Below are 24,177 nucleotides of genomic sequence, written 5' to 3'. Positions count from 1 at the left end.
CCATTCCTGCGGGGTACTAACCTTGTAGGAGCCGGCTTGCTGGCGATGGCGGTGTGTCATTGGACGTTTTTAGTCGACTGATACGCCGCCATCGCCAGCAAGCCGGCTCCTACGAGGGTCGCGCAGCTCCCCTCTTGTCGCAAAACAAGAATAAGGAACCGTCATGTTCGATATCAGCACATTCCCCAAAGCCGATGCCGTCCGCCGGGCTGCAAACCTAAGTCAAGACGACTACCACCGCCTCTACCGCCAATCCATCGACCACCCCAGCACCTTCTGGGCCGAGCAGGCCACCCGCTTTCTCGACTGGAGCACGCCGTGGGAAACCGTCCAGCGCTATAACCTGAAAACCGGCGAGGCCAGCTGGTTTGCCGGTGGCAAACTGAACGTCAGTTACAACTGCATCGACCGTCACCTGGAAACACGCGGCGATCAGATCGCAATCCTCTGGGAAGGCGACGACCCCGCCGAATCCGTGCAGATCACCTACAAAAAACTCCATCACAGCGTCTGTCGCCTGGCCAACGTGCTCAAAAGCCGTGGCGTGAAAAAGGGTGACCGCGTGTGCATTTACATGCCGATGATTCCCGAAGCGGCCTACGCCATGCTCGCCTGCACGCGGATTGGCGCGGTGCATTCGGTGGTGTTCGGTGGCTTCTCGCCAGACTCTGTGCGCGACCGGATTCTCGACGCCGACTGCCGCACGGTAATCACCGCCGACGAAGGTGTGCGTGGCGGTAAATTCGTACCGCTCAAGCAGAAAGTCGACGAGGCGCTGAAAAGTTGCCCGAACGTCAGCACCGTCATCGTCGTCGAGCGCACCCAGGGCGAAGTGGACTGGGTCGAAGGCCGCGACCTCTGGTATCACCAGGCGCTGCGCGACGTCAGCGACGATTGCCCGCCGGAACCCATGGACGCCGAAGACCCGCTGTTCATCCTCTACACCTCCGGCAGCACCGGCAAACCCAAGGGCGTGCTGCACACCACCGGCGGCTATCTGCTGCAAGCGGCGATGACCTTCAAGTACGTGCTCGACTACCGCGATGGCGAAGTCTTCTGGTGCACCGCCGATGTCGGCTGGGTCACCGGCCACAGTTACATCGTCTACGGCCCGCTAGCCAACGGCGCGACCACGCTGATCTTCGAAGGCGTGCCGAGCTACCCGAGCAGTTCGCGCTTCTGGCAGGTGATCGACAAACACCACGTCAACATTTTCTACACCGCCCCGACTGCACTGCGCTCGCTGATGCGTGAAGGCCCGGAACCGTTGAAGGAAACGTCGCGCCAGAGCCTCAGATTACTCGGCAGTGTCGGTGAGCCGATCAACCCGGAAGCGTGGGATTGGTACTTCAATGTCGTCGGCGAGCAACGCTGCCCGATCGTCGACACCTGGTGGCAGACCGAAACCGGCGGCATCATGCTCAGCCCTCTGGTCAGCGCTCAAAGGATCAAACCCGGCTGCGCCACACAACCGATGTTCGGCGTGCAACCGGTGTTGCTGGACGAAACGGGCAAGGAAATAAAAGGCGCCGGTAGCGGCGTGCTGGCGATCAAATCCAGCTGGCCGGCGCAGATCCGCAGCGTCTATGGCGACCCGCAACGCATGGTCGACACCTACTTCAAGCCCTACCCCGGCTACTACTTCACTGGCGACGGCGCGCGGCGCGACGAGGATGGCGATTACTGGATCACCGGGCGCATCGACGACGTGATCAACGTCTCGGGGCACCGCATCGGTACTGCGGAAGTGGAAAGTGCACTGGTGCTGCACGACAGTATTGCCGAAGCGGCGGTGGTCGGTTATCCCCACGATCTCAAGGGCCAAGGCATTTACGCTTTCGTCACACCCATGAACGGCACCGAACCCAATGACGACCTGAAGAAAGAACTGCTGGCCCACGTCAGCAAGGAAATCGGCAGCTTCGCCAAACCGGACCTGATCCAGTGGGCCCCGGCCTTGCCGAAAACCCGTTCGGGCAAGATCATGCGGCGCATCCTGCGCAAGATCGCCTGCAACGAACTGGACAGTCTGGGAGACACCTCGACCCTGGCAGACCCGAGTGTTGTCCAGGAGTTGGTCGATAAACGCCTGAACCAATAAGCCCCCGCGCGGCCAGTAATGGCCGCGTTTTATTTTCGCCACTGAGTTGCCATGGAATTCATCCGTACCCGCATCGAAAGCCAGCTCATGAGCCTGACCGGTCTGTCATTGGGCAAGCTCGACCTGGAGAATCCCAAAGGCGATCCCGGTCTGTTCGGTCCCGATTCAGTGAGTTGGCAAGTCCATGGTGATTTCAGCAGCATGCTCATCGGCGGCATTAGCGCGCTGATGCTGCAAGCGCTACATCCACTGGCCCTGGCCGGGGTTTGGGATCACTCGAATTTTCGCGAAGACATGATCGGCCGATTGCGCCGCACCAGTCAGTTCATCTCCGGGACGACGTTCGGTTCGTGCAAGGACGCCGACTGGCTGATCGAGAAGGTTCGCACCATTCACCTGCAAGTGGTCGGCATTGCACCAGACGGCCGGCCTTACGCCGCCAGCGATCCCGACTTGCTGACCTGGGTGCACGTGGCCGAGGTCAGCAACTTCCTCGCCGCGCATCTGCGTTATCGCAATCCGCACCTTTCATTGATTGATCAGGACCGTTACTACGGCGAAATCGCACGTATTGCCGAACGCTTGGGCGCCCGCGATGTGCCGCGCAGCCGCGAGGAAATCGCTGATTACCTTGAACGAATCCGCCCGCAATTGCTGTGCGACCAACGCAGTCGCGAGGTGCTGCGACTGCTGTTGAATGCGCCCGCCCCCAGTCGCCTGGCCAAACCGTTTGGCGGCTTGATGATGCAGGCCGGGATCGATCTGCTGCCGGACTGGGCCAGTGACATGCTCGGCGTCAATCAGAACCCGTTGCAACGCCAACTGATCCGCGCCAGCGTCAAGCGCAGTGCGCCAATGCTGCGCTGGGCAATGCGTAATGGCTCGGTACAGCGGGCCAAGCGGCGCATGGGGTTGTTGACCTGACGCTCCGCACCCTATGCCGAAAAAACTCGTGGCGAGGGAGCTTGCTCCCGCTCGAGTGCGCAGCGCTCGCAAAATACTCCGACAAGGCTGAGATTTTGGGGCCGCTTCGCAGCCCAGCGGGAGCAAGCTCCCTCGCCACAGTGTTAAACTCCCGCGCCAAATTCCCTCCTGCAAGGCGCCCAGCATGTCTTCCTTGAATCAGGCGCTGCGCGCCGCCCTCGATCATCGCCAGGACCTGCTCGCCGAGCTGCATCAGCAAGGCACCGATTGCTATCGCCTGTTCCACGGCAGCCAGGAAGGCGCCGGTGGCCTGACCATCGACCGCTACGGCCCGCAACTGCTGGTGCAAAGCTTCCACCAGTCGCTGGAGCGTGAAGCGCTGGTGCAACTGCACGAAACCATCAATCAACACCTGGGCCTCGAAACGCTGCTGGTCTACAACGACCGCTCCCGGGGTAACTCGCGCATTGATCGCGAAGACACCGTTTACCGCGCCGACGAGGCTGCCCTGGAGGATCTGGTCGGCCACGAATGGGGCCTGAACTACCGGGTTCGCGGACGCCACGCCGGCCAGGATCCGTTGCTGTTCCTCGACCTGCGTAACACCCGCGGCTGGGTCAAGGAACACAGCAAAAACAAAAGCGTGCTCAACCTGTTCGCCTACACCTGTGGGGTCGGTTTAAGCGCTGCGGCCGGCGGGGCGAGCGAGGTGTGCAACCTGGATTTCGCCGAGGGCAATCTGGCGGTCGGCCGTGAGAACGGTTTGCTCAACCCGCAGCTGCCAGCGATGGAGTTCATCCAGTCCGATTACTTCCCGGCCATCCGCCAATTGGCGGGCCTGCCGATCAGTCAACGGCGCGGGCAGAAACTGCCGAGTTACCCACGTCTTGAACAGCGTCAGTACGACCTGGTGCTGCTCGATCCACCAGCCTGGGCCAAGAGTGCGTTTGGCACGGTCGACCTGCTGCGCGACTACCAGAGCCTGCTCAAACCCGCGCTGCTGACAACCGCCGACAACGGCGTGCTGATCTGCTGCAACAATCTGGCAAAGGTCAGCATGGACGAATGGCGCGAACAGGTTTTGCGTTGCGCGGAGAAGGCCGGGCGTCCGGTGCGTGAGTGGACCGTGATGAAACCGGGTGGCGATTTCCCGTCGATGGATCAACAGCCGCCGCTGAAAACGTTGATTCTGCAACTCTGATCACGCAGGAAATTTCCTACGCTGTTTTCTGAAAAAGCAGAACAGTGCGATCACTTCGGAACCGGAATCGCGTGCCATACTCCAACGCACTCCGATTCAGACAGATGAAGCCGCACATGCCCAAAGGATTGATTCGCGCTATTGGCGCATTGTTGACTGCTCTGGCCCTTTACAGCCTGCTGGGGTTTCTGATTTTACCGGGCATCGCGTTGCGGGTCGCCAACCAGCAATTGGCCAATTACGCCACGATGCCCGCCACGATTTCGCGGATTGAACTCAACCCTTTCAGCCTGGAAGTGACCCTCTGGGGCCTGATCATCGGCGAACCGGGCAAGGAACAGGTCGGTTTTGAACGCCTGTACGCCAACTTGCAACTCGACAGCCTGTGGACCAAGGCGCTGCACCTGTCCGATATCGAAATAGACAAACCCAAGACCGAAATCCTCTTTGGCAAGGACGGCAAACTCAATCTGCTGGGCCTGTTCAAAATCCCCGCCAGTGAACCGACCCCGGTCGACCCGGACGCCAAGCCGTTTCCGTTGCGCATCGAACGGATCAAGCTGGCTGACGGCTTTGTGCACTTCCAGGACGCGCGCCCCAGCGAGCCCATCGAATTTCTCTACGACAAACTCGACTTCGAGCTGAAGAACCTCAGCACGCTGCCGGAAGATAACGCCGACATGACCCTGGTGGCTGTCGGCCCGGCAGGCGGGCAGATCGACTGGACCGGCAATTTCAGCCTGATCCCGATTGCCTCCGAAGGTAAGTTGAAGATCACCGACGGCAAGATGAAAGCCTTTTGGCCCTATGTGCGTGACGCGTTGCCACTGGCGCTCAAAGAAGGCGTCATCAACCTCAGCACCGACTACAAACTCAACTTATCCAAAGAAACCGAACTGCTGCTGAGCAATGTCGCGGTCAGCATCGCGCCATTCGCCGTCAACGCACCGGACGGTCGTCCGCTGGCGAAGCTTGCGCGACTGGACGTCAGCGAAACCACCGTGGATCTGGCCAAGCAGCAAGTGATAGTCGGCAAGATCCGCAGCCAAAAGCTCGAAACCTGGGCCGCCCTCGAAGCCGACGGGCAACTCGACTGGCAAAAGCTGTTCGCCAGCCAACCGTCCAAAGCCGCCGTGAAGGCTAAAGCCGAACCGACCAGCACCCCGGCAGCCGCCGACTCACCGAAAGCTGAACCGGCCCCTCCAAGTAAACCTTGGCAAGTGCTGCTCAAAGACGTGCAACTGCGCGATTACCAGGTGCATCTGGCCGATCGCAAAGCGCAACCCGCCGTGACGCTGGACGTTGGCCCGCTGAACCTCGACTTGCAGAATTTCGACAGCCTCAACGGCTCGCCTTTCAACCTCAAGCTCGACACCGGCGTGGGCAAACAAGGCAAGCTCATGGCGGACGGCGTGGTCAATCTGGCACCGGTCAGCGCCAAATTGCACGTGCAGACCAAGGACATCGACCTGCGTGTCGCCCAGTCCTACATCAACCCGTTCATTCGCCTGGAACTGCGCAGCGGCATGCTCGGCAGTGATCTGGCGGTCGATCTGAAAAGCACCGAGCCATTGGCGTTCAGCGTCACCGGTAAAGCGCAGGTCGATCAACTGCATACCCTCGACACCCTCAAGACCCGCGACTTCCTCAAGTGGCAGCAGTTGGTGCTCGAAGGCCTGAACTACCAACACGGCGACAGCTTGACGATCGACAAGGTCAACCTGTTCCAGCCTTACGTGCGCTTCATGATCAACGATGACCGCACCACCAACATCGATGACCTGCTGATCCCGCAACCGGCCGACTCCGGCACCAAGACGACAGCGGCCAAACCCGCCAGCAAGGAAAAACCGCTGGGCATCCACGTTGGCGGCGTTGCCATCAATGACGGTTCGGCGAACTTCGCCGACTTCAGCCTGACCCCCAACTTCGCCACAGCCGTGCAACAGCTCAACGGGCAGATCGGCACCATCGACAGCCGCCAGGCGAAGCCGGCCACAGTCGATATCAAAGGCAAGGTCGACCGCTACGCGCCAGTGACCATCAAGGGGTCGGTCAACCCGTTCGACCCGATGGCCAGCCTCGACATTGCCACCAGTTTCAAACGCGTGGAACTGACCACGCTGACGCCCTACTCCGGCAAATTCGCCGGTTACCGCATCCGCAAGGGTCGGCTCAATCTCGACCTGCATTACATCATCACCAAGGGCCAGCTCAAGGCCGAAAACAAAGTGGTGGTCGAGCAACTGCAACTGGGTGAAAAAGTCGACAGCCCGGACGCGACAAGCCTGCCGCTGAAACTGGCGATCGCGCTGCTTAAAGACGTCGACGGCAAGATTTCCATCGAGCTGCCGGTGACTGGCGATTTGAACAATCCGCAGTTCAGCGTCATGCCGATCGTGTGGCAGACCCTGCGCAATCTGATCGTCAAGGCTGCCGCCGCACCGTTCAAAATGATTGGCGGGCTGGTCAGTGGCGGGGGTTCTGAAGATTTGGGCACCGTCTCGTTTGCACCGGGTTCAAGCGAGCTGAGCAAGGACGCCGAGGGTTCGTTGATCAAACTGTCCCAGGCGCTCAAGGAACGCCCTGCCCTGCGCCTGGAAATCGAAGGCACGGCGGCCGCCAAAAGCGACGGTCCGCTGATTGCCGAGCAACGGCTTGAGCGCGAATACCAATACAACTACTACAAGATGCTCCAGCGGCGCGGTGACAAGGTTCCGGCACAGGCTTCATTGCTGCAAGTGCCGGACGGCGAGAAAGGTCCGCTGCTGGAAGGGATCTACCGCACGCGCCTGAAGAACCAGCCACCCGCCGAATGGAAGGATCTGGGCAAGGAAGAACGCACCGCAAAAATGCGCGCAGACGTGATCAAGTTCTGGAGTTCCAGCGATGTGCTGCTGCGCCAGCTCGGTCAGGAGCGCGCCAGCAGCATCAAGGATTACCTGGTGGATAAGACGCAGATGGCCGATGACCGTGTCTACTTCATCGACGCCCAACTGGGCGAGGCAGAAAGTGACGGTCGGGTGGTGACGCCGATGCACCTGGATGCCGAGTGATGATCAGACGATTGCTGATCAGCCTGAGCCTGGCACTGACGGCCAGTCAGGCCTCGGCGGCGGATACCCTGCGTTGCGGCAGTCAATTGGTCAGTGTTGGCGACCGCTCCAGCGAAGTGCTGCAGAAGTGCGGCGAACCGGTCAGCCGCGATCTGCTGGGGTACAAGCGCAGCGCCAACCGACGGGAAGAGTTTCAGGTCGAGGAATGGACCTACGGGCCCAATGGCGGGATGTATCAGTATTTGCGGTTTGAAGGTAATCGGCTGAAACAGATCACCAGCAAACGCGGTAACTAAGATCAAAAGATCGCAGCCTCGTTTCACTCGACAGCTCCTACAGGTTTACTCGGATCCTTTGTAGGAGCTGTCGAGTGAAACGAGGCTGCGATCTTTCCGGGTCCACGCAATCCACAATAGAACAGGCCCCCGACACGAATGTCGGAGGCCTGTAATGGCCACATCCTTGTGGCCTTTCGCATGAACTCTCCAGAGACGACAAGCGTATTGCTCAGCCCGCTTGTCGCGCCTTCTCCCAGTCCAGGCGAGAAGTCTTGCCTTACTCGGCTTTCAGGCCGGCAGCGGATACGTCTTTAACGCCTTTGATTTTCTTGGCGATAGCCACTGCGACGTCTTTCTGAGATTCAGTCACGGCAGTGGTGGAAGACAGGGAAACAACACCTTTGTTGGTTTCAACTTTGATGTCAGTGCCAGGAATGCCTTTCTCGGTAACCAGGTCTGCTTTGACTTTGGTGGTGATCCAGGTATCGGAGACATCTGCTTTTGCTTCGGTGACTTCACCGGCAGCCAGGACCATTGGAGCCTGGGTCGCCTGGGTTTGAGCGAATGCAGCGTTGGCCATGGTCAGGGTCAGCGCGGTAGCAGTAGCGGCAGCGATAGCGAACTTCTTCATACGAGTAACTCCTGTTTTTCTAGAAAGTCTGCTGCGTGTCTTGTCAGCAGGGTTACTGGGTATATTGCGAACGCTGTGCCAACTTTGAGACAGCCAATAAATCCTTATAAAACAGCTACTTATGAAATAGGCCGATTTTCGGAATCATGCAAAATGCATGACTTCGAGATTCTCTACATGCAAGTTGCAGGTTTTGACGTGGGCCTAAGGCCATGAATTGTCGGGGTTTTCTTTCTTTGGCCTGGTTTTACTTTCTGACAGGCAAAAAAATGCCCCGTCTCTGCAGACAGGGCACTCATTAAACCGTCGAGAAACTATGTCCCGGTGGCGTTACAGCCTTTCGGCGCGTAATCAGGCGCAACGGTGGTGGCGCATGTCCAGCCAGTCAACGTGCGCGACAGGGTGATCGTTTTACTCAATACCGGACCGGGCGCATTGAGAATCGTGCAACCGATAGAGCCGGTACCATCAGTCGCGACACCCGCTGCCGTGGTTGTGCAGTTGGAGGTTGTGGCGGTTCCACCGACCTTCGTCAGATCCGGGTTGGTGCCGGAGTTCATAAGGTCCTCAAACGGGACTTTCAACGCGGTGATCTCTGCCAGGCCGGCCGTTACCTTGGCCCGCGCCTGATACTTCGAGTAAGCCGGCAACGCAAACGTCGCCAGAATCCCGATGATCGCCACCACGATCAGCAGTTCGATCAGGGTAAAACCTTTTTGAGTATTCATAGACAGGCTCCATGCATGAGTCGAAATCTCATGATCTGAAATAGCTTCAGCACAGCCCGTGCCAAGCACCCCGCCCCCTGTTGGCGGGGTGCGAAGCCAAGGCACAGACCTTTCCTACCCTCAGGATCCGCACTATCTGACACTAATTGTCACCTGACGGCCGCTGGTTTGGCTCAGCTCCTTGACTAGGCTATAAGTCATGAACTGTCTGCGTCCGGTATCCCAATGAATGACATCGCCCTTAGCGGTCTGGCCAAGCAATTGGTCCTGGCCGAACTGCTGACTGACCAAAGCGCGCAACAGGCGTATCAGCAAGCCCAACGCACCAAAATCTCCCTGGTCAGTTACCTGGTGCAGAACAAACTGGTGAAAAGCCGACAGGTTGCCGAGATTGCCTCGGAGCATTTCGGCATGGCGCTGCTTGACCTCACTTGCCTGGACAAGGACACCCAACCCCGAGGGCTGGTCAGCGAGAAACTGATTCGTCAGCACCACGCCCTGCCCCTCTGGCGACGCGGCAACAAGCTGTTCGTGGGGATCAGTGACCCGACCAATCACCAAGCCATCAATGACATCCAGTTCAGCACCGGGCTGAACACCGAAGCCATTCTGGTGGAGGACGATAAACTCAGCGATGCCATCGATAAATTCTTCGACAGCCAATCGACCGGCCTGGAAGACATGGCTGATGTTGACCTTGATGGGCTGGACATCGAGTCGGTCGATGACAACAAAAAGGATTCCATCCCGGGCCAGGATGCCGATGACGCGCCGGTGGTGCGCTTCGTCCACAAGATGTTGCTCGATGCGATCAAAAGCGGTTCGTCCGACCTGCATTTCGAGCCCTACGAAAAAACCTACCGCGTGCGGATGCGCACCGACGGCATGCTGCGAGAAGTCGCCAAGCCGCCGAGCCAACTGGCCAACCGCATCGCGGCGCGGCTGAAAGTCATGGCCAGCCTCGACATCTCCGAGCGGCGCAAACCCCAGGACGGGCGGATCAAGATGCGCCTGTCCAAGACCAAATCCATCGACTTCCGGGTCAACACCCTGCCAACCCTGTGGGGCGAAAAAGTGGTGATCCGGATCCTCGACCCGTCCAGCGCGCAAATGGGCATCGACGCCCTCGGCTACGAGCCTGAACAAAAAGACTTGTACATGGCCGCGCTGAAGCAGCCACAGGGCATGATCCTGGTCACCGGGCCCACCGGTTCAGGCAAGACCGTGTCGCTCTACACCGGGTTGAATATCCTCAACACCGTGGACATCAACATCTCCACCGCCGAGGACCCGGTGGAAATCAACATGGAAGGCATCAACCAGGTCAACGTCAATCCCAAGCAAGGGCTGGATTTCGCACAAGCGCTACGTTCGTTTCTGCGTCAGGACCCGGACGTGATCATGGTCGGTGAAATCCGCGACCTCGAAACCGCCGAGATCGCCATCAAGGCCGCCCAGACCGGGCACATGGTGCTTTCCACTCTGCACACCAACAGCGCGGCGCAAACCCTGACCCGCTTGCACAACATGGGCATTCAGGGCTTCAACATTGCGACGTCGATCACCCTGATTATCGCCCAGCGCCTGGCGCGCAAACTGTGCAACCACTGCAAGAAACCCATCGAGATTCCCCGCGAAGCGCTGATCAAGGAAGGCTTCCCCGAGGAACGCATCGGCTCTTTCACGATCTATGAGCCGGTCGGTTGCGATCAGTGCAACGGCGGTTACAAAGGGCGAGTGGGGATTTATGAGGTGGTCAAGAACACACCGGACCTGCAACGGCTGATCATGGCCGAAGGCAATTCGCTGGAAATCGACATCCAGATGCGCAAGGACGGTTTCAATGATTTGCGCACCTCGGGCTTGATCAAGGCCATGCAAGGCGTCACCAGCCTTGAAGAAATCAACCGGGTCACCAAGGACTGAACATGGCGGTCAAAGCAGCAAAAATCAGCGTCTACGCCTGGGAAGGCACGGACAGGAAAGGCACAAAGATGACCGGCGAGTTGAGCGGCCTCAACCCGGCGCTGATCAAGGCCCAGTTGCGCAAGCAAGGGGTCAACCCCGGCAAGGTGCGCAAGAAGTCCGCTTCGATTTTCAGCTTTGGCAAACGTATCAAGGCTCAGGAAATTGCCCTGTTTACCCGGCAGATGGCGACCATGATGAAAGCCGGCGTGCCACTGCTGCAGTCGTTCGACATCATCGGTGAAGGCTTCGATAACCCGTCCATGCGCAAGCTGGTGGACGAGGTGAAACAGGAAGTCGCGGCGGGTAACAGCTTCGCCGCGTCCCTGCGCAAAAAGCCGCAGTATTTCGATGAGCTGTACTGCAATCTGGTGGACGCCGGTGAACAGGCCGGCGCTCTGGACACCTTGCTCGAACGGGTGGCGACCTATAAGGAAAAGAGCGAAAGCCTCAAGGCCAAGATCAAGAAAGCCATGACTTACCCGCTGGCAGTGGTCTTCGTGGCGATCATTGTCACCGGGATTCTGCTGGTCAAGGTGGTGCCGCAGTTCGAGTCGGTGTTCAAAGGGTTTGGCGCCGAATTGCCGGCCTTCACCGTGATGGTCATCGGCTTGTCGGAGTTCATGCAGGCGTGGTGGTGGATGTTGCTTGGCGTGTTGATCGCCGCCTTCTTCGGTGTACGCCACGCCTTTAAAACATCTCAGGCCTTTCGGGACCGGATGGACACCTGGCTGCTGAAGCTGCCGCTGATCGGCACGCTGATGTACAAGTCTGCCGTGGCCCGTTACGCCCGTACCCTGTCGACCACGTTCGCCGCCGGCGTGCCACTGGTCGAGGCCCTGGAATCGGTGGCGGGCGCGACCGGCAACATCGTGTTCAAGCGTGCGGTGCTGCGCATCAAGCAGGACGTGTCGACCGGTATGCAGCTGAACTTCTCAATGCGCACCTCCGGCATCTTTCCCAGCATGGCGATTCAGCTGACGGCCATTGGCGAAGAATCCGGTGCACTGGACGACATGCTCGATAAGGTCGCAAGCTTCTACGAGGATGAAGTGGACAATATGGTCGACAACCTCACCAGCCTGATGGAGCCGTTCATCATGGTGGTGCTGGGTGTTATTGTCGGTGGCCTGGTGGTTGCGATGTACCTGCCCATCTTCCAACTCGGCGCAGCGATCTGACATGCCCTTGAACGAAATCCTGACCCTCTATCCGCTGGTCTTCGTGGTCATCGCATTGGCGCTCGGCCTGCTGATGGGCAGTTTTCTCAACGTGGTGGTCTGGCGCCTGCCGAAAATGCTCCACCGTGAATGGCGGCTGCAAGCCCATGACGTACTGGGCGTACCGCCCGAGGCTCCGGGCCCGGCCTACAACCTGATGCTGCCTCATTCCCAATGCCCGCATTGCGACCATCGCATCCGAGCCTGGGAAAACATTCCGCTGCTCAGTTATCTGTTTTTACGGGGTCGATGCTCGAACTGCGCGGCGCCGATCAGCAAGCGCTACCCGCTGACCGAACTGGCCTGTGGTCTGCTCTCGGCGTTTATCGCCTGGCATTTCGGTTTCGGCTGGCAAGCCTGCATGGTGCTGGTGCTGACCTGGGGCTTGCTGGCGATGAGTCTGATCGACGCCGAGCACCAACTGTTGCCGGATGTGCTGGTGCTGCCGCTGCTGTGGCTGGGATTGATCGTCAACAGTTTCGGGCTGTTCGTGTCATTGCATGACGCGCTGTGGGGCGCGGTAGCCGGTTATATGACGTTGTGGTCGGTGTTCTGGCTGTTCAAGCTGCTGACCGGCAAAGACGGCATCGGCCACGGCGATTTCAAGCTGCTGGCCATGCTCGGGGCCTGGGGCGGCTGGCAGATGTTGCCGCTGACAATCCTCTTGTCATCGCTCGTTGGGGCGATCATCGGGGTGATTTTGCTGCGCCTGCGCAACGCGAATACCTCGACGCCGATCCCCTTCGGACCCTTTCTGGCAATTGCCGGCTGGATTGCCTTGCTCTGGGGTGGTCAAATAACCGGCTTCTATTGGCAGTTTGTCGGTTTGAAATGAATACCCCTGTGGAAAAACCCTGGATTCTCGGCCTGACCGGCGGCATCGGCAGCGGCAAAAGCGCGGCGGCCCAGCACTTCATCGATCTGGGCGTGCACGCAGTGGACGCAGATCATGCGGCGCGCTGGGTGGTGGAACCGGGTCGCCCGGCACTGGCAACGATCGCCGAACATTTCGGCCCCGGCGTTTTGCAAGCCGATGGGCAGCTGGATCGCGCAGCGCTGCGCAAGCTGATCTTCGAAGTGCCGGAGGAACGCCGCTGGCTCGAAGCGTTGCTGCATCCGCTGATCGCCAAGGAAATCACCGACCACCTGGCCAAGGCACAATCGCCTTACGCGATTCTGGTTTCGCCGCTGTTGATCGAGTCCGGCCAGTACGCCATGACCCAGCGGGTCCTGGTGATCGATGCCCCGGAACAGCTACAGATCGAACGCACCTTGCAGCGTGACCAGACCAGCGAGCAACAGGTCCAGGCGATCCTCAAGGCGCAATCCAGCCGCCAGGACCGCGTGAGCCACGCCGACGATGTGGTGGTCAACGACCGCGACCTCGCCTGGCTGCACAGCGAGGTCGAACGCCTGCATCACTTTTACCTTACTTTGCGTGGAGGCCAGTCATGAGCCAGATCCCAACCGTCGAATGCCCAACTTGCGGCGCCCCCGTTGAATTTAGCCCGGAGAGTAAATTCCGGCCGTTCTGTTCGGACCGTTGCAAACTGATCGACCTGGGCGCCTGGGCGTCGGAAGAACACAAGATTCCGGTCAGCCCGGATGCCGAAGACGACCTGTTCAGCGAAGACTTCGAACCGCGCCACTGACTCTCAGGGCCGCATAAAGCCGTAGTCCTGGCCTTCATCGAGGTTTTCCGCGAGAAAACGCAACTCGTCGGCCAGGTCTTCGGCACTGCGCACAGCCTTGCTCTGCTGCACCACCGCACTGAGCAAGGCGCGCAAGCTCAATCCCGGATCAAATCCCACTTCCTGCGCGCCATCCAGACTCTGACGCAATTCCTGCCTTGCCCATTCGTAGACACTCATTTCGATGCTCCTGAAGGTTTTCCCGAGCATGGATTCGTGAGCGGTTTTTGCATTTGATGTGGATCAAGAGTTGGGATCGTCGTCCTTCCAGGGCGCCGAGAGGTAGCGTGTGCGATTGAAGGTCTCCAGCCATTCCGGACTGAACACCACCAGCGCGCTGACAATCATGCCGTTGATGAACGCCTCCGGAAAAATGATCAGCCACAGATAGCCGACAAAATCCTCGAGCCAATAAGGCATGGCAAAAACTCCGTCATACCAAAGCAACGTCAGCGCCAACACCAGGCACAACAATGCCGAGAGGGCTGCGGCGGAGAAACCGGAAACAAAGATGTACACAAAGGGATTACGCGGCTGCGCCCGCTCCACCAGGATCGCGCAACACTCGGTGACCAGCACCGGCAGCAGAATGAACAACGCGCCGTTGACCCCCATCGCCAGCAGATCCTGGCGCCCGAGCGCTACCAATCCCGCTTGCGCGACCAGCCCGCCGACAATCGCCAGTGGCCAGTCGAGCAACAGGGTCACGGCGGTCATGCCGATAAAGTGGTAGGACACGCCGGTATCGAAATCGCGTCGCACCAGCCAGAGCATGAACAGCGCGAACACCGTGCCGAACAACAGATGCTGGCGGCGCCTGTCGCTGAACAGTTCGACCCACGGCGCTCGGGCAACGGCCCAGATCAGCACCGGGACATAGATCAACCAGCCCGTAACGAGGGTTTCTGGTGACAGTAACTCGGCGCCGATCATGGCTGGGCACACTCCCTTGTCTTGCCGAAAGAGAACAGACCCTCAGTCTACACCGGGCTTTGAGTGCGCTTCGATTTCGAGAGGGGGCTCCATGATTGGGAGCGTGTCCGTTTCTGCGGTAACGGCTGCTATGGGTTCCGGCCTTCCGACGGGGCAGATCAAGATCAAAAGCAAGGTTGCCTGATAGCCGAGCTGTTGTCCGTCCCGGTCATCGGCAGTGAACACCCATGTCATGCCCGCCAAAAATCCCTGTGGGAGCTAGCCTGCTAGCGATGGATGTCCAGACACCGCGTTCATTCAGACCGCACGCATAATCGTTAACGTCCATCGCTAGCAGGCTAGCTCCCACAGGGGAAATGCATACGCCCGAAGAGCCAGGTCGGCCCGAAGGCCGCCTCGCGTTGCTGTGGCGGTAGTCGCACCCTCGAGAGGCTTCGTTCCGGTTCTGCGCAGTGGGCAACCCGGCAAGGATGCCGGGTTAGCCGCCCCCGGCCATGGATGGCCGATAGTGGCGGGCCCACGGAGCAGGACCGGAGCGAGGCACCGAACGAAAGGGGCAAGAGCACATTTGGTTACTTTGCGCCGGGCCGCGCAGGCTTTTTCGAAAGTGACTTGCTATAAAAGCGAAACCATAAGTCGCCATTACCGCAGAATCGGATATGCCCCCCATCAAACATCAGCGATTGTTACGTTCTACGTAAAGCTGAATCAAACCCAGCCCTCTTTATCACTCACTGCCAAAGACTAAACTTCAAGCATCCGAATCAACCCCGAGCGCACAAAATGAAAACCCTGATCAGCCTGTTTCTGACCGTTGTCGCCACCTCGGCCATGGCCGCCGGCAACGAGCCAGCGGCCACCCGTTACAACCCGGCACAGCCGCTGGACATCGCCGAAGTGGTGTCAGTGACAGACACCGCCACCGCCTGCGACGTCGTGCCAGCGACCATGGTCTACATCGATCACCAGGGCCAGACCCATCGCGTGACGTATCAAGTGATGGGTAATTGCGTCAGCAGCCTGTGATCTGCACCTCAGAGCAGCGTCCACGTATAGCTGAGGATCAGCCGGTTCTCATCAATATCGCTGCGGTAGTTGGAGCGCGCCATCACGTTGCGCACGCGAATCCCGAGGCCTTTGAGGCTGCCGCTTTGCAGCACATAGCCGAGATCGAGATCACGCTCTCGGTCCTTGCCCTCGAACCCTTGGCCGGTATCGACATTGTTGCCGCTGATATAGCGCACGGTGCTGGTCAGCCCCGGCACGCCGAGCGCCGCGAAATCGTAGTCATAACGCGCCTGCCAGGAACGCTCGTCGGTGTAGGCAAACTCGTAGGTCGGCACCTCGTTACCCAGCGGTGAGATGTTGGCAAAGACTCGCGGGAAGGCGCTGTCGCCGAACATCCCCTGATAGCCGAGATAAAACGTGTGGCCGCCGCGCTTGGCCGACAGCAAGGAGAAGAACGCCTGGTTGTCGATATTGCCCAGCAGCTTTTTGCCGTCTTCGCGCGAATCGTAATAGCCGAGGTTGGCGCCCAGGGTCCAGTTGCCCACCGGCTGGCTGTGCTTGAGGCCGAGAAAGCGCTGGTTGTAGATATCTTCCAGTTGCCCGAACCAGGCGCTGACCGAGCTGCGTTTATCGTTGAAGGCGTAATCGGCGCCGGCAAAGTTGAAGCCATCACTGCTGACCTGTCGCTGCGGTACATGACCGAGCATGGCTTGCATCTTTTCGTCGCCGGCCTCGTTGCGCAGGCTGGTCGAGTTCAAGTGCCCCCCTTGCAGCGTCAGACCATTGATCTCGTTCGAGCTGATGCTTGCGCCCTGATAGCTGGGCGGCAGCAAGCGGATATCACTGAAGGCCAGCACCGGCAGGTTGGGTTGCAGTTCGCCCACCTTCAGTTCGGTTTTGGAGACTCGCACCTTCAACGCGCCCTCCAGTCGGCTGTAATCATTCGCCGCACGCCCGTCATCCTGCACCGGCAGCAATCCGGTATTGACCCGGTCCGGGCTGCTGTCAAGTTTGAGGCCGAGCAGGCCAATGACGTCGACACCAAAACCGACAGGGCCCTGGGTATAACCGGATTTGACGTTGAGGATGAAGCCCTGCGCCCACTCTTCAGCCTTCGACTGTTTGTTCGCCCCGACGATGTCGGAAAAATCCCGGCTGAAGTAGTAATTGCGCACTTGCAAGGTCGCCGTGGTGTCCTCGATGAAGCCGCCCTCGGCTCCCATCGCTCCGGCGGAGAAACTCGAGACGACAGCCATGGACAACGCTGACCCGGTTGTTGGAAAAATCTGTTTCATGTTTTTTCTCTTATTTTTATTGATCGACAGGTTGAAGTGCTTCAGCCGCAGCGGATTCGCGGCGGGGAACGGGACGGCGGGCGTTTAACAACAGGTGCGTGACCATGCCGAAAATCAGCCCCCAAAAAGCGGCGGACAAACCCAACAACGACAGGCCCGACGCGGTGGTCAGAAAGGTCACCAACGCGGCTTCGCGATCACTCGGCACCGCCATTGCGCCAGCCAATGCCCCGGCAATCGCAGCGAACAGCGCCAGCCCCGCCAGGGCCGCGATCAGTTCTTTGGGGAACGCTGAAAACAGCGAAACAAGAGTGGCGCCGAAGATCCCCAGCACCAGGTAGCACAGCCCGCCCACAACCCCGGCCACATAGCGTTTGCCGGGATCTTCATGGGCCTCGCGTCCGGTACAAATCGCCGCGGTGATGGCCGCCAGATTCAGCCCGTGACAACCGAACGGCGCCAACAGCGCTGTGCCCAACGCACTGCTGGCGATGATCGGGCCGGCCGGCGTGGCGTAACCACTGGCGCGCAGCACCGTCATGCCGGGCACAAACTGGCCGGTCAGCGCCACCATCACCAACGGCAAGGCGATGTTCAGCGTCGCGCTGATGCTGAACACGGGGGTGATCCACACCGGCGTGGCCAAACCGATCACCAAGGCTTCGCTGTGCAAATCACCGGCGAGAAAAGCCATCGAGCAGCCCACCAGCAGCACCATCACCACCGCATAACGCGGCATCAGCCGTTTGCAGATCAGGTACGTGGCAAACATCGCCAGCACCAGCACCGGTTTGCCCTGCAGCGACACAAACAACCCGGTGCCGAAGCTGAACAGAATCCCCGCCAGCATCGCCGCCGCAATGGCCGCGGGCAGTTTGCCGATGATCCGGTCAAAGGCACCCGACACCCCGACCAGAAAAATGATCAGGCTGCTGACCAGATAGGCACCCACCGCCTCCGGCATGGAGATCCCCGGCAACAACGCCACCAGCAACGCCGAGCCCGGCGCCGACCACGCGATGATCACCGGGACGCGATAACGCAGGCTCAGACCGATGCCCAGCAAGGCGCTGCCGATGGAAATCGCCCAGACCCAGGACGACAACACTTCCCGCGAGAGATGCGCCGCCTCGGCCGCCTGAAAAATGATCACCAACGGCCCGGCGTAGGAAATCACCGTGGCGATGAAACCGGCGACGGCCGCTGACAGGGAAAAGTCCTGAAATAACCTTTTCATGAAGCTTCGCCGACCGCCCCGTCAGACGATCCGTGCAAACCCGGCAACGTCTGTTTGGCACGGCGTCGACTGCTGATGGCGAACACGGTCATGGCAATCGCGGCCACCGCACCGGGCAAGGCAAAGGCCATGAAGTTCAGTTGCAGCGGCAGGCTGATCCCCAGCAACGCACCGCCCAGCAGCGGACCGACGATGGCACCGTTGCGCCCGATACCCGACGCCCAGCCCAGACCGGTGGAGCGAATGGTCATGGAGTAGAACTGCGCGGCGCAGGCGTACAACAGAATCTGCGAGCCGATGGTGGTGGCGCCGGCGATGGCGATCAGCAAGTACAACACCGGCGTCGGGCTGTTGAATCCCAACAAGGTGATCGATACAGCAGCCACGGCGAAGAACACCGCCAACACCCGCGGCAGGTTGAGTTTATCCCCCAGCACACCGCCGCCGACCGCGCCAAAAATGGCGCCGAAGTTGAGCACCAGCAGGAACGACAGACTCGAGCCCAAACTGTAACCGGCGTTGGCCATCAGTTTCGGCAGCCAGGAACTCAGGGCGTAGACCATCAGCAGACAGCAGAAAAATGCCAGCCACAGCATCAATGTGCGTAGAGCCCGACCCTCGCGGAACAATTGCAGGACCGGGGTGCCGGTGCCCTTCACTTCGCTCATGTGCAACAGATCGCTCGCGTGGGCGACGTAAGCCGGATCAATCCGTTCCAGAATGTGGCGCGCCTCTTCATTGCGCCCCTGACGCAGCATGAAACCCACCGACTCGGGCAGGAAGTACATGATCAGCGGCAACAACAGCAACGGCAGCACCGCTACGTAAAACACCGATTGCCAGCCAAAACTGGGGATCAGCACGATGCCAAGCCCCGCCGAGAGCATGCCGCCCACCGAGTAGCCGCTGAACATGATCGCCACCAGCGTGCTGCGGATTTTCTTCGGCGCGTACTCGTTCATCAGCGCCACGACATTGGGCATCACCCCGCCAATGCCCAGGCCAGCGATGAACCGGCACAGGCCAAACTCGGTGGGGTTACGGGCAAAACCATTGAGCACGGTGAAACCGCTGAACAGAATCACGCAGATCGTGATGGCTTTTTTGCGGCCGATCTTGTCTGACAGCGGCCCGAAGAACAGCGCGCCAAACATCATGCCGAACAGTGCGTAACTGCCCAGTGCGCCCGCTTGCAGGGGACTGAGCCCCCACTCTTTCATCAGCATCGGCAGCACCACGCCGTAGATCACCAAATCGTAACCGTCGAAGATGATGATCAGGGCACACCAGAACAGCACCATCCAGTGAAAGCGGTTGAATCGTGCGTTGTCGATAACCTCATGTACGTCAATCTTGCGCATGGCATTTATCTCTTGTTGTTGTTTTTTTAGAGCGTCGGTAACGCGGCGAACGTCCGTACAGCCGAGGGTAGAGGCGCCAGGCACGGGGCAATATCCGCTTTGCGCAGATCGCTATCCGTTTTGTGCGTTGCCCTGAACCGGGCGCAAGATGAGGATTGGCGCAGGGATGGCGCGCCGCAGATCCGGCAGATCTGACCTTCTCCGATAAACTGACTTCTTTGCGATCGCATTTGAACGCTAAGCTTGGGCCTATGGATGACTCAGATTATTTACGCCTGCTGACCATCGCGGCCGAGCAAGCCAACGCGTTCCTGTCCAATGCCCGCAAATGGGAGCGTGAGCGTTGGGTCTGCCAGCGCCTGCTGCAAGGCCTGAATATTCCCTATCGCGCCGACGAGTTCGCCCCCGCCGGGGAGCCGCCGGACGTGCTGTTTCGTGACGCCAGTTTCGAGGTGTTCTTCGTCCTCGACGAAGGCCGGCGCCTCAACGACGAATGGCGCGATGAGCTGCAACGCCGGCGCAGCGCGTTTTCCCTGAGCCAGCTCGTGCGTCGTGAAGCCAAGCCCCGGCGCATTCCGGCCAACGAGTTTCTGCTGAGACTGGCGCCGACCTTGCGTAAAAAAGCGCACAACTACAAAGAACGCGGCATGGACCTGGGGGAACTCGACATCATCGCGTTCGCCAGCCTCAAGCGTGAGGTGCTGGACCTCAACAGCCATTTCCCGCCACCGACCGAATACTTGCGTCAGGGCTGGCGTTCGCTGTCGCTGGTCGGCCCCACGTTCGCCCGGGTGCTTTTCGCCCACCCGGACGCGCCGGATTTCCTGCGCAACAACCTGGGTCGCAGCATCGTCTTCGACGTCGGGATCAGCCTGTGAGTCCGTTGCAGGAATTAATCGCCGAAGTTCCGCAAATGGGCCGCGTGCGCTGGATCGGCGTGCGTCCGGAACCTCATGTGCCGATGATCGAACTGGATGCCGTGGAGGCGCGACTTGAAGCCGGCCTGACCGGCGACCGAGCCCGCCCCGGTATCCGTAACGCGCGGCAGGTGACATTGATCCAGTGGGAGCATCTGGCGGTGATCAGTTCGCTGATGGGCCGTGCGGACGACAAACCGGTCTTGCCTAATGATTTGCGGCGCAACCTCGTTATCAGCGGTATCAACCTGTTCAGCCTCAAGGGTCGTCGCTTTCGCATTGGCCAGGCGATGTTCGAAACCACCGGCTGGTGCCAGCCGTGCGCGCGTCTTCAGAACAACCTCGGCCCCGGGACGTTTCAGGCCGTTCGCGGACATGGCGGAATCACGGCCCGAGTGTTACAAGGTGGAATCATTCGCTTGGACGATACGGTGTGCGTCGAGCCTGTTCCAGCCAGCGGCTATGCTCCGTTCAACGTTCGTTAAATCAGCCTGTAGCTTCTACACATTCAGCAACGTCTACCTGACGAGGCCCAATATGACCAGCCGCCTGAACCCCGACGACCAGAAGCATGTCGAAGAGTACCTGCACCTGTCCCAGCACCAAGTCGAGCGCCGGCCTTTCCGGCCGTGGATGCTCCTGGTGGTGGTGTTGGCAGTGACCATTGGTTTAGGCCTGTTGAGCCGCTTTATCAGTTACCTGACGCTATGAGCAGCATTGCGCTCGCGAGGGTAATTGCACCGATTTCTTTTAGCCTTGCGAGATATCCCCATGACTCATCGTATTGTCATCGTTGGCGGCGGCGCCGGCGGTCTGGAGTTGGCTACCCGTCTGGGTAAGACTCTGGGCAAACGTGGCACAGCCAGTGTGATGCTGGTCGACGCGAACCTGACCCACATCTGGAAGCCGTTGTTGCACGAAGTGGCGGCCGGGTCGCTGAACTCTTCCGAAGACGAACTCAACTATGTTGCCCAGGCGAAATGGAACCACTTCGAGTTCCAGCTGGGGCGCATGAGCGGGCTCGATCGCACGCAGAAGAAAATCCAGCTGGCCGCCACCTACGACGAGGCCGGCCTGGAACTGGTCCCGGCGCGTGAAGTGGCTTACGACTCGCTGGTGATTGCCGTTGGCAGCACCACAAACGATTTCGGCACTCAAGGCGCCGCGCAGCATTGCCTGTTCCTTGACACGCGCAAGCAGGCTGAGCGTTTCCATCAGCAATTGCTCAATCACTACCTGCGCGCCCATGCCGGACAGACCGACAAGGTCGAGCAGATCAGCGTCGCCATCGTCGGCGCGGGTGCCACCGGGGTTGAACTAGCCGCTGAGCTGCATAACGCTGCGCACGAGCTGGCGGCCTATGGTCTGGACCGGATCAAACCGGAAAACATGCACATCACCCTGATCGAAGCCGGACCACGGGTGCTGCCAGCCCTGCCGGAACGCATCGGCGGGCCTGTGCATAAAACCCTGGAGAAACTCGGGGTCAACGTCATGACCAATTCGGCGGTCAGCGAAGTGACCGCCGACAGCTTGATCACCGCCGACGGCAAAGTGATCAACGCCAGCCTGAAAGTCTGGGCCGCCGGTATTCGTGCACCGGGTTTCCTCAAGGACATCGATGGCCTGGAAACCAACCGCATCAACCAACTGCAAGTGCTGTCGACCCTGCAAACCACCCGCGACGAAAACATCTTCGCCTTCGGTGACTGCGCGGCCTGCCCACAACCGGGCACCGACCGCAACGTACCGCCGCGCGCGCAGGCCGCGCATCAGCAGGCTTCGTTGCTGGCCAAATCGCTGAAACTGCGGATCGAAGGCAAGGCCTTGCCGGAGTACAAATACACCGACTACGGCTCGCTGATCTCGCTGTCGCGTTTTTCGGCTGTGGGTAACTTGATGGGCAACCTGACCGGCAGCGTGATGCTTGAAGGCTGGCTGGCGCGAATGTTTTACGTGTCGCTGTATCGCATGCACCAGATGGCGCTGTATGGCGCGTTTCGCACGGCGATGCTGATGCTGGGCAGCAAGATCGGGCGTGGGACTGAGCCGCGGTTGAAGCTGCATTAAGATCTTCAGCGTCCATTAGGGCCTCATCGCGGGCAAGCCGCGCTCCCACAGGTTATGTGTCGACCATGAAATCCGAGTCCGACACATAACCTGTGGGAGCGTGGCTTGCCCGCGATGCAGGCGCCTCGGTCAACACTTCTGTGTCTCACTGTATCTCCCCCCGCGATCCATCCCCTTCGCTTACAAACTCCCCCCTTGCGCGACACAGTAGCGATACACCCCGCCCTTTAAATGGCCACATCCGAGCAAGGCAACTCGCCCGCTACGGTTATCGCCGCACTCACGTGGCGTCCTTTATCGAACGGTTGTGTCGTGCAACCCAGGAGTATTGAAATGTCCCGTACTACCAAAAACACTATTGGTCTGCTCGGCGCTGTTCTGGCGGGTGGCATGATGTTGTCCGGTTCCGTATTCGCTGCGCAGCCTTTGACTCAGGGCTACCTGCTGGCCTCGGCTGAACAAGTGGTGAAAACCCCTGAAGGCAAATGCGGCGAAGGCAAGTGTGGCGATGCCTCGATGGCGAAGACCGATACGGATGGCGACGGCAAGGTATCCCGCGCCGAATTCCAGAAAGTCGCGCCGAAGTCCAACTTCGACAAGATCGACACCAACCATGATGGCTTCATCGACGAGCAAGAAGCCTTCGATAACGTGAAAGCCAACTACGAAGCCAACGGCAAGAAAATGCCAAAAGGTCTGTTCGAGCACTTGAAAGACCAAGACGGCGCCTAAGCTTCCAAGCATCAAACCGCGCTTTTCCTTCGGGAAGCGCGGTTTTTTTCGTCTGCGGATTTACACCTGGAAGCGCTGCACCATGGTGTGCAATGAAGCGGCCAGCTGAGAAAGCTTGTAGTGGCCTGGAAAAGGGGCGTTGTTTCGGCAGTACCCCGTCGCCTCGTTATCGTCAAGTTGTACGATGACTGAAAGTGTTATTTTTCGAAGACAAAAAATCGAGGGCAAAAAAAATCCCCGTATCTTTCGATACGAGGATTTTTAATATGGTCGGGGTAAGGGGATTCGAACTCCTGACATCCTGCTCCCAAAGCAGGCGCGCTACCGGACTGCGCTATACCCCGGTAAAAAAAAGGCGACCTTCACAAGTCGCCTTCTTCGATCAGTGCTTTTGGCCTCTGATCTTAAGATCTGATCCCAGCGTTAACTGGTTTCAAAAATGGTGGGTCGTGTGGGATTCGAACCTACGACCAATTGGTTAAAAGCCAACTGCTCTACCAACTGAGCTAACGACCCAAAAATGGTCGGGGTAAGGGGATTCGAACTCCTGACATCCTGCTCCCAAAGCAGGCGCGCTACCGGACTGCGCTATACCCCGGTTTGAAATTGGCTCCGTGACCAGGACTCGAACCTGGGACCCAATGATTAACAGTCATTTGCTCTACCGACTGAGCTATCACGGAACTACATATTTCAATTTACAACTGTGAAGCTTGCTTCACCTCTTCGACCCGTTCGCATCACTGCGTTCGTGTGTCTGAGGCGCGCTATTCTACAATCTTAAGCACCTCTGTCAACCCCTTAAATTGCATTCAAGTTAATGATTTGC

General features: G+C 59.2%; 23 protein-coding genes and 4 tRNA genes. 16 read left to right on the top strand and 11 right to left on the bottom strand.

Annotated features, from left to right (window positions below; genetic code table 11):
* Positions 1 to 163 precede the first annotated feature (163 nt).
* From acs to ACYZT6_RS00930, 5 genes are all read left to right on the top strand, one after another.
* A complete protein-coding gene (gene acs / locus ACYZT6_RS00950) occupies positions 164 to 2,101 on the top strand; it encodes an acetate--CoA ligase (protein WP_462025358.1) in 1,938 nt (645 codons plus the stop codon).
* Between the two features lie 51 nt (positions 2,102 to 2,152).
* Entirely contained in the window at positions 2,153 to 3,025 is an 873-nt protein-coding gene (locus tag ACYZT6_RS00945) for an oxygenase MpaB family protein (RefSeq protein WP_462025357.1), read from the top strand.
* 184 nt (positions 3,026 to 3,209) lie between these two features.
* Complete coding sequence (locus ACYZT6_RS00940; RefSeq protein ID WP_462025356.1) at positions 3,210 to 4,226, top strand: class I SAM-dependent rRNA methyltransferase; 1,017 nt, start codon at positions 3,210 to 3,212, stop codon at positions 4,224 to 4,226.
* A 104-nt stretch (positions 4,227 to 4,330) separates the two neighbouring features.
* Positions 4,331 to 7,282 carry a DUF748 domain-containing protein gene (locus ACYZT6_RS00935; protein WP_462025355.1) on the top strand — a complete coding sequence of 984 codons (2,952 nt, stop codon included), beginning with the start codon at positions 4,331 to 4,333 and terminating at the stop codon, positions 7,280 to 7,282.
* Positions 7,282 to 7,578 (top strand): DUF2845 domain-containing protein, encoded by a 297-nt coding sequence (locus ACYZT6_RS00930; protein ID WP_462025354.1) that lies wholly within the window; start codon positions 7,282 to 7,284, stop codon positions 7,576 to 7,578. Before ACYZT6_RS00935 ends, ACYZT6_RS00930 begins: the two co-directional genes overlap by 1 nt.
* 259 nt (positions 7,579 to 7,837) lie before the next feature.
* Here ACYZT6_RS00930 and ACYZT6_RS00925 read toward each other — a convergent pair whose 3' ends face one another.
* Positions 7,838 to 8,191 carry a BON domain-containing protein gene (locus ACYZT6_RS00925; protein WP_438659568.1) on the bottom strand — a complete coding sequence of 118 codons (354 nt, stop codon included), beginning with the start codon at positions 8,189 to 8,191 and terminating at the stop codon, positions 7,838 to 7,840.
* Positions 8,192 to 8,505: 314 nt separating this feature from the next.
* Positions 8,506 to 8,919 carry a pilin gene (locus ACYZT6_RS00920; protein ID WP_462025353.1) on the bottom strand — a complete coding sequence of 138 codons (414 nt, stop codon included), beginning with the start codon at positions 8,917 to 8,919 and terminating at the stop codon, positions 8,506 to 8,508.
* A 225-nt stretch (positions 8,920 to 9,144) separates the two neighbouring features.
* On the opposite strand from ACYZT6_RS00920, the gene pilB reads away from it, so the two are divergent.
* Genes pilB through yacG form a run of 5 tightly spaced genes read left to right on the top strand, consistent with a single transcriptional unit; the run spans position 9,145 to position 13,756 of the window.
* The gene (gene pilB, locus ACYZT6_RS00915; protein ID WP_462025352.1) at positions 9,145 to 10,845 is read left to right on the top strand and encodes a type IV-A pilus assembly ATPase PilB; all 1,701 of its coding nucleotides are present in this window, start codon (positions 9,145 to 9,147) and stop codon (positions 10,843 to 10,845) included.
* 2 nt (positions 10,846 to 10,847) lie between these two features.
* Positions 10,848 to 12,065 (top strand): type II secretion system F family protein, encoded by a 1,218-nt coding sequence (locus tag ACYZT6_RS00910; protein ID WP_462025351.1) that lies wholly within the window; start codon positions 10,848 to 10,850, stop codon positions 12,063 to 12,065.
* Position 12,066: 1 nt separating this feature from the next.
* Positions 12,067 to 12,939, top strand: a complete 873-nt coding sequence (locus tag ACYZT6_RS00905; RefSeq protein WP_462025350.1) for a prepilin peptidase — start codon at positions 12,067 to 12,069, stop codon at positions 12,937 to 12,939.
* On the top strand, positions 12,936 to 13,559 hold the full coding sequence (gene coaE, locus ACYZT6_RS00900) for a dephospho-CoA kinase (RefSeq protein WP_131061762.1): 624 nt from the start codon (positions 12,936 to 12,938) through the stop codon (positions 13,557 to 13,559). Before ACYZT6_RS00905 ends, coaE begins: the two co-directional genes overlap by 4 nt.
* Positions 13,556 to 13,756 carry a DNA gyrase inhibitor YacG gene (gene yacG / locus ACYZT6_RS00895; RefSeq protein ID WP_462025349.1) on the top strand — a complete coding sequence of 67 codons (201 nt, stop codon included), beginning with the start codon at positions 13,556 to 13,558 and terminating at the stop codon, positions 13,754 to 13,756. The genes coaE and yacG overlap by 4 nt, the downstream gene beginning before the upstream one ends.
* A gap of 3 nt (positions 13,757 to 13,759) precedes the next feature.
* Here yacG and ACYZT6_RS00890 read toward each other — a convergent pair whose 3' ends face one another.
* Together ACYZT6_RS00890 and ACYZT6_RS00885 are read right to left on the bottom strand one after the other, a co-directional pair.
* Entirely contained in the window at positions 13,760 to 13,975 is a 216-nt protein-coding gene (locus ACYZT6_RS00890) for a hypothetical protein (protein WP_131061760.1), read from the bottom strand.
* A gap of 63 nt (positions 13,976 to 14,038) precedes the next feature.
* Positions 14,039 to 14,728: an energy-coupling factor ABC transporter permease gene (locus ACYZT6_RS00885; protein ID WP_462025348.1), complete on the bottom strand. Its 690-nt coding sequence runs from the start codon at positions 14,726 to 14,728 to the stop codon at positions 14,039 to 14,041.
* Positions 14,729 to 15,511: 783 nt separating this feature from the next.
* Here ACYZT6_RS00885 and ACYZT6_RS00880 point away from each other — a divergent pair.
* Complete coding sequence (locus ACYZT6_RS00880) at positions 15,512 to 15,754, top strand: DUF2790 domain-containing protein (protein ID WP_462025347.1); 243 nt, start codon at positions 15,512 to 15,514, stop codon at positions 15,752 to 15,754.
* Positions 15,755 to 15,762: 8 nt separating this feature from the next.
* Here the strand turns inward: ACYZT6_RS00880 and ACYZT6_RS00875 are convergent, their stop codons facing one another.
* The 3 genes from ACYZT6_RS00875 to ACYZT6_RS00865 are packed head-to-tail and all read right to left on the bottom strand — an operon-like array spanning position 15,763 to position 19,629.
* Complete coding sequence (locus ACYZT6_RS00875; protein WP_462025346.1) at positions 15,763 to 17,031, bottom strand: OprD family porin; 1,269 nt, start codon at positions 17,029 to 17,031, stop codon at positions 15,763 to 15,765.
* Positions 17,032 to 17,047: 16 nt separating this feature from the next.
* Positions 17,048 to 18,268 (bottom strand): benzoate/H(+) symporter BenE family transporter, encoded by a 1,221-nt coding sequence (locus ACYZT6_RS00870; RefSeq protein ID WP_462025345.1) that lies wholly within the window; start codon positions 18,266 to 18,268, stop codon positions 17,048 to 17,050.
* Complete coding sequence (locus ACYZT6_RS00865) at positions 18,265 to 19,629, bottom strand: aromatic acid/H+ symport family MFS transporter (protein WP_462025344.1); 1,365 nt, start codon at positions 19,627 to 19,629, stop codon at positions 18,265 to 18,267. The genes ACYZT6_RS00870 and ACYZT6_RS00865 overlap by 4 nt, the downstream gene beginning before the upstream one ends.
* 251 nt (positions 19,630 to 19,880) lie before the next feature.
* Between ACYZT6_RS00865 and ACYZT6_RS00860 the strand changes: the two genes are divergently transcribed.
* The 5 genes from ACYZT6_RS00860 (at position 19,881) to ACYZT6_RS00840 (ending at position 23,348) form a co-directional block, all read left to right on the top strand.
* On the top strand, positions 19,881 to 20,507 hold the full coding sequence (locus tag ACYZT6_RS00860) for a DUF1780 domain-containing protein (protein ID WP_109634930.1): 627 nt from the start codon (positions 19,881 to 19,883) through the stop codon (positions 20,505 to 20,507).
* A complete protein-coding gene (locus ACYZT6_RS00855; protein WP_462025343.1) occupies positions 20,504 to 21,031 on the top strand; it encodes an MOSC domain-containing protein in 528 nt (175 codons plus the stop codon). The genes ACYZT6_RS00860 and ACYZT6_RS00855 overlap by 4 nt, the downstream gene beginning before the upstream one ends.
* A gap of 52 nt (positions 21,032 to 21,083) precedes the next feature.
* The gene (locus ACYZT6_RS00850) at positions 21,084 to 21,257 is read left to right on the top strand and encodes a DUF3094 domain-containing protein (protein ID WP_032833555.1); all 174 of its coding nucleotides are present in this window, start codon (positions 21,084 to 21,086) and stop codon (positions 21,255 to 21,257) included.
* A 60-nt stretch (positions 21,258 to 21,317) separates the two neighbouring features.
* The gene (locus tag ACYZT6_RS00845) at positions 21,318 to 22,616 is read left to right on the top strand and encodes an NAD(P)/FAD-dependent oxidoreductase (protein ID WP_462025342.1); all 1,299 of its coding nucleotides are present in this window, start codon (positions 21,318 to 21,320) and stop codon (positions 22,614 to 22,616) included.
* Positions 22,617 to 22,949: 333 nt separating this feature from the next.
* Entirely contained in the window at positions 22,950 to 23,348 is a 399-nt protein-coding gene (locus ACYZT6_RS00840; protein ID WP_438659586.1) for an HvfA family oxazolone/thioamide-modified RiPP metallophore, read from the top strand.
* A gap of 267 nt (positions 23,349 to 23,615) precedes the next feature.
* On the opposite strand, the gene ACYZT6_RS00835 is transcribed toward ACYZT6_RS00840, so the two are convergent.
* The 4 genes from ACYZT6_RS00835 to ACYZT6_RS00820 all read right to left on the bottom strand — a co-directional run bounded on the left by ACYZT6_RS00835 (position 23,616) and on the right by ACYZT6_RS00820 (position 24,031).
* Positions 23,616 to 23,692, bottom strand: a tRNA-Pro gene (locus ACYZT6_RS00835).
* Between the two features lie 96 nt (positions 23,693 to 23,788).
* Positions 23,789 to 23,864, bottom strand: a tRNA-Lys gene (locus tag ACYZT6_RS00830).
* 5 nt (positions 23,865 to 23,869) lie between these two features.
* Positions 23,870 to 23,946, bottom strand: a tRNA-Pro gene (locus ACYZT6_RS00825).
* Between the two features lie 9 nt (positions 23,947 to 23,955).
* Positions 23,956 to 24,031 (bottom strand) — tRNA-Asn (locus ACYZT6_RS00820).
* Positions 24,032 to 24,177 lie beyond the last annotated feature (146 nt).

The sequence above is a fragment of the Pseudomonas sp. RT6P73 genome (assembly GCF_054897715.1).
The sequence above is the reverse complement of the archived record's forward strand: the minus strand, read 5'-3'. Positions and strand labels throughout refer to the sequence as shown.

What these genes read in the sequence shown, in the direction of transcription:
- acs (WP_462025358.1), top strand. Translation starts at nt 164, where the DNA reads ATGTTCGATATCAGCACATTCCCCAAAGCCGATGCCGTCCGCCGGGCT.
- ACYZT6_RS00945 (WP_462025357.1), top strand. Translation starts at nt 2,153, where the DNA reads ATGGAATTCATCCGTACCCGCATCGAAAGCCAGCTCATGAGCCTGACC.
- ACYZT6_RS00940 (WP_462025356.1), top strand. Translation starts at nt 3,210, where the DNA reads ATGTCTTCCTTGAATCAGGCGCTGCGCGCCGCCCTCGATCATCGCCAG.
- ACYZT6_RS00935 (WP_462025355.1), top strand. Translation starts at nt 4,331, where the DNA reads ATGAAGCCGCACATGCCCAAAGGATTGATTCGCGCTATTGGCGCATTG.
- ACYZT6_RS00930 (WP_462025354.1), top strand. Translation starts at nt 7,282, where the DNA reads ATGATCAGACGATTGCTGATCAGCCTGAGCCTGGCACTGACGGCCAGT.
- ACYZT6_RS00925 (WP_438659568.1), bottom strand. Translation starts at nt 8,191, where the DNA reads ATGAAGAAGTTCGCTATCGCTGCCGCTACTGCTACCGCGCTGACCCTG.
- ACYZT6_RS00920 (WP_462025353.1), bottom strand. Translation starts at nt 8,919, where the DNA reads ATGAATACTCAAAAAGGTTTTACCCTGATCGAACTGCTGATCGTGGTG.
- pilB (WP_462025352.1), top strand. Translation starts at nt 9,145, where the DNA reads ATGAATGACATCGCCCTTAGCGGTCTGGCCAAGCAATTGGTCCTGGCC.
- ACYZT6_RS00910 (WP_462025351.1), top strand. Translation starts at nt 10,848, where the DNA reads ATGGCGGTCAAAGCAGCAAAAATCAGCGTCTACGCCTGGGAAGGCACG.
- ACYZT6_RS00905 (WP_462025350.1), top strand. Translation starts at nt 12,067, where the DNA reads ATGCCCTTGAACGAAATCCTGACCCTCTATCCGCTGGTCTTCGTGGTC.
- coaE (WP_131061762.1), top strand. Translation starts at nt 12,936, where the DNA reads ATGAATACCCCTGTGGAAAAACCCTGGATTCTCGGCCTGACCGGCGGC.
- yacG (WP_462025349.1), top strand. Translation starts at nt 13,556, where the DNA reads ATGAGCCAGATCCCAACCGTCGAATGCCCAACTTGCGGCGCCCCCGTT.
- ACYZT6_RS00890 (WP_131061760.1), bottom strand. Translation starts at nt 13,975, where the DNA reads ATGAGTGTCTACGAATGGGCAAGGCAGGAATTGCGTCAGAGTCTGGAT.
- ACYZT6_RS00885 (WP_462025348.1), bottom strand. Translation starts at nt 14,728, where the DNA reads ATGATCGGCGCCGAGTTACTGTCACCAGAAACCCTCGTTACGGGCTGG.
- ACYZT6_RS00880 (WP_462025347.1), top strand. Translation starts at nt 15,512, where the DNA reads ATGAAAACCCTGATCAGCCTGTTTCTGACCGTTGTCGCCACCTCGGCC.
- ACYZT6_RS00875 (WP_462025346.1), bottom strand. Translation starts at nt 17,031, where the DNA reads ATGAAACAGATTTTTCCAACAACCGGGTCAGCGTTGTCCATGGCTGTC.
- ACYZT6_RS00870 (WP_462025345.1), bottom strand. Translation starts at nt 18,268, where the DNA reads ATGAAAAGGTTATTTCAGGACTTTTCCCTGTCAGCGGCCGTCGCCGGT.
- ACYZT6_RS00865 (WP_462025344.1), bottom strand. Translation starts at nt 19,629, where the DNA reads ATGCGCAAGATTGACGTACATGAGGTTATCGACAACGCACGATTCAAC.
- ACYZT6_RS00860 (WP_109634930.1), top strand. Translation starts at nt 19,881, where the DNA reads ATGGATGACTCAGATTATTTACGCCTGCTGACCATCGCGGCCGAGCAA.
- ACYZT6_RS00850 (WP_032833555.1), top strand. Translation starts at nt 21,084, where the DNA reads ATGACCAGCCGCCTGAACCCCGACGACCAGAAGCATGTCGAAGAGTAC.
- ACYZT6_RS00845 (WP_462025342.1), top strand. Translation starts at nt 21,318, where the DNA reads ATGACTCATCGTATTGTCATCGTTGGCGGCGGCGCCGGCGGTCTGGAG.
- ACYZT6_RS00840 (WP_438659586.1), top strand. Translation starts at nt 22,950, where the DNA reads ATGTCCCGTACTACCAAAAACACTATTGGTCTGCTCGGCGCTGTTCTG.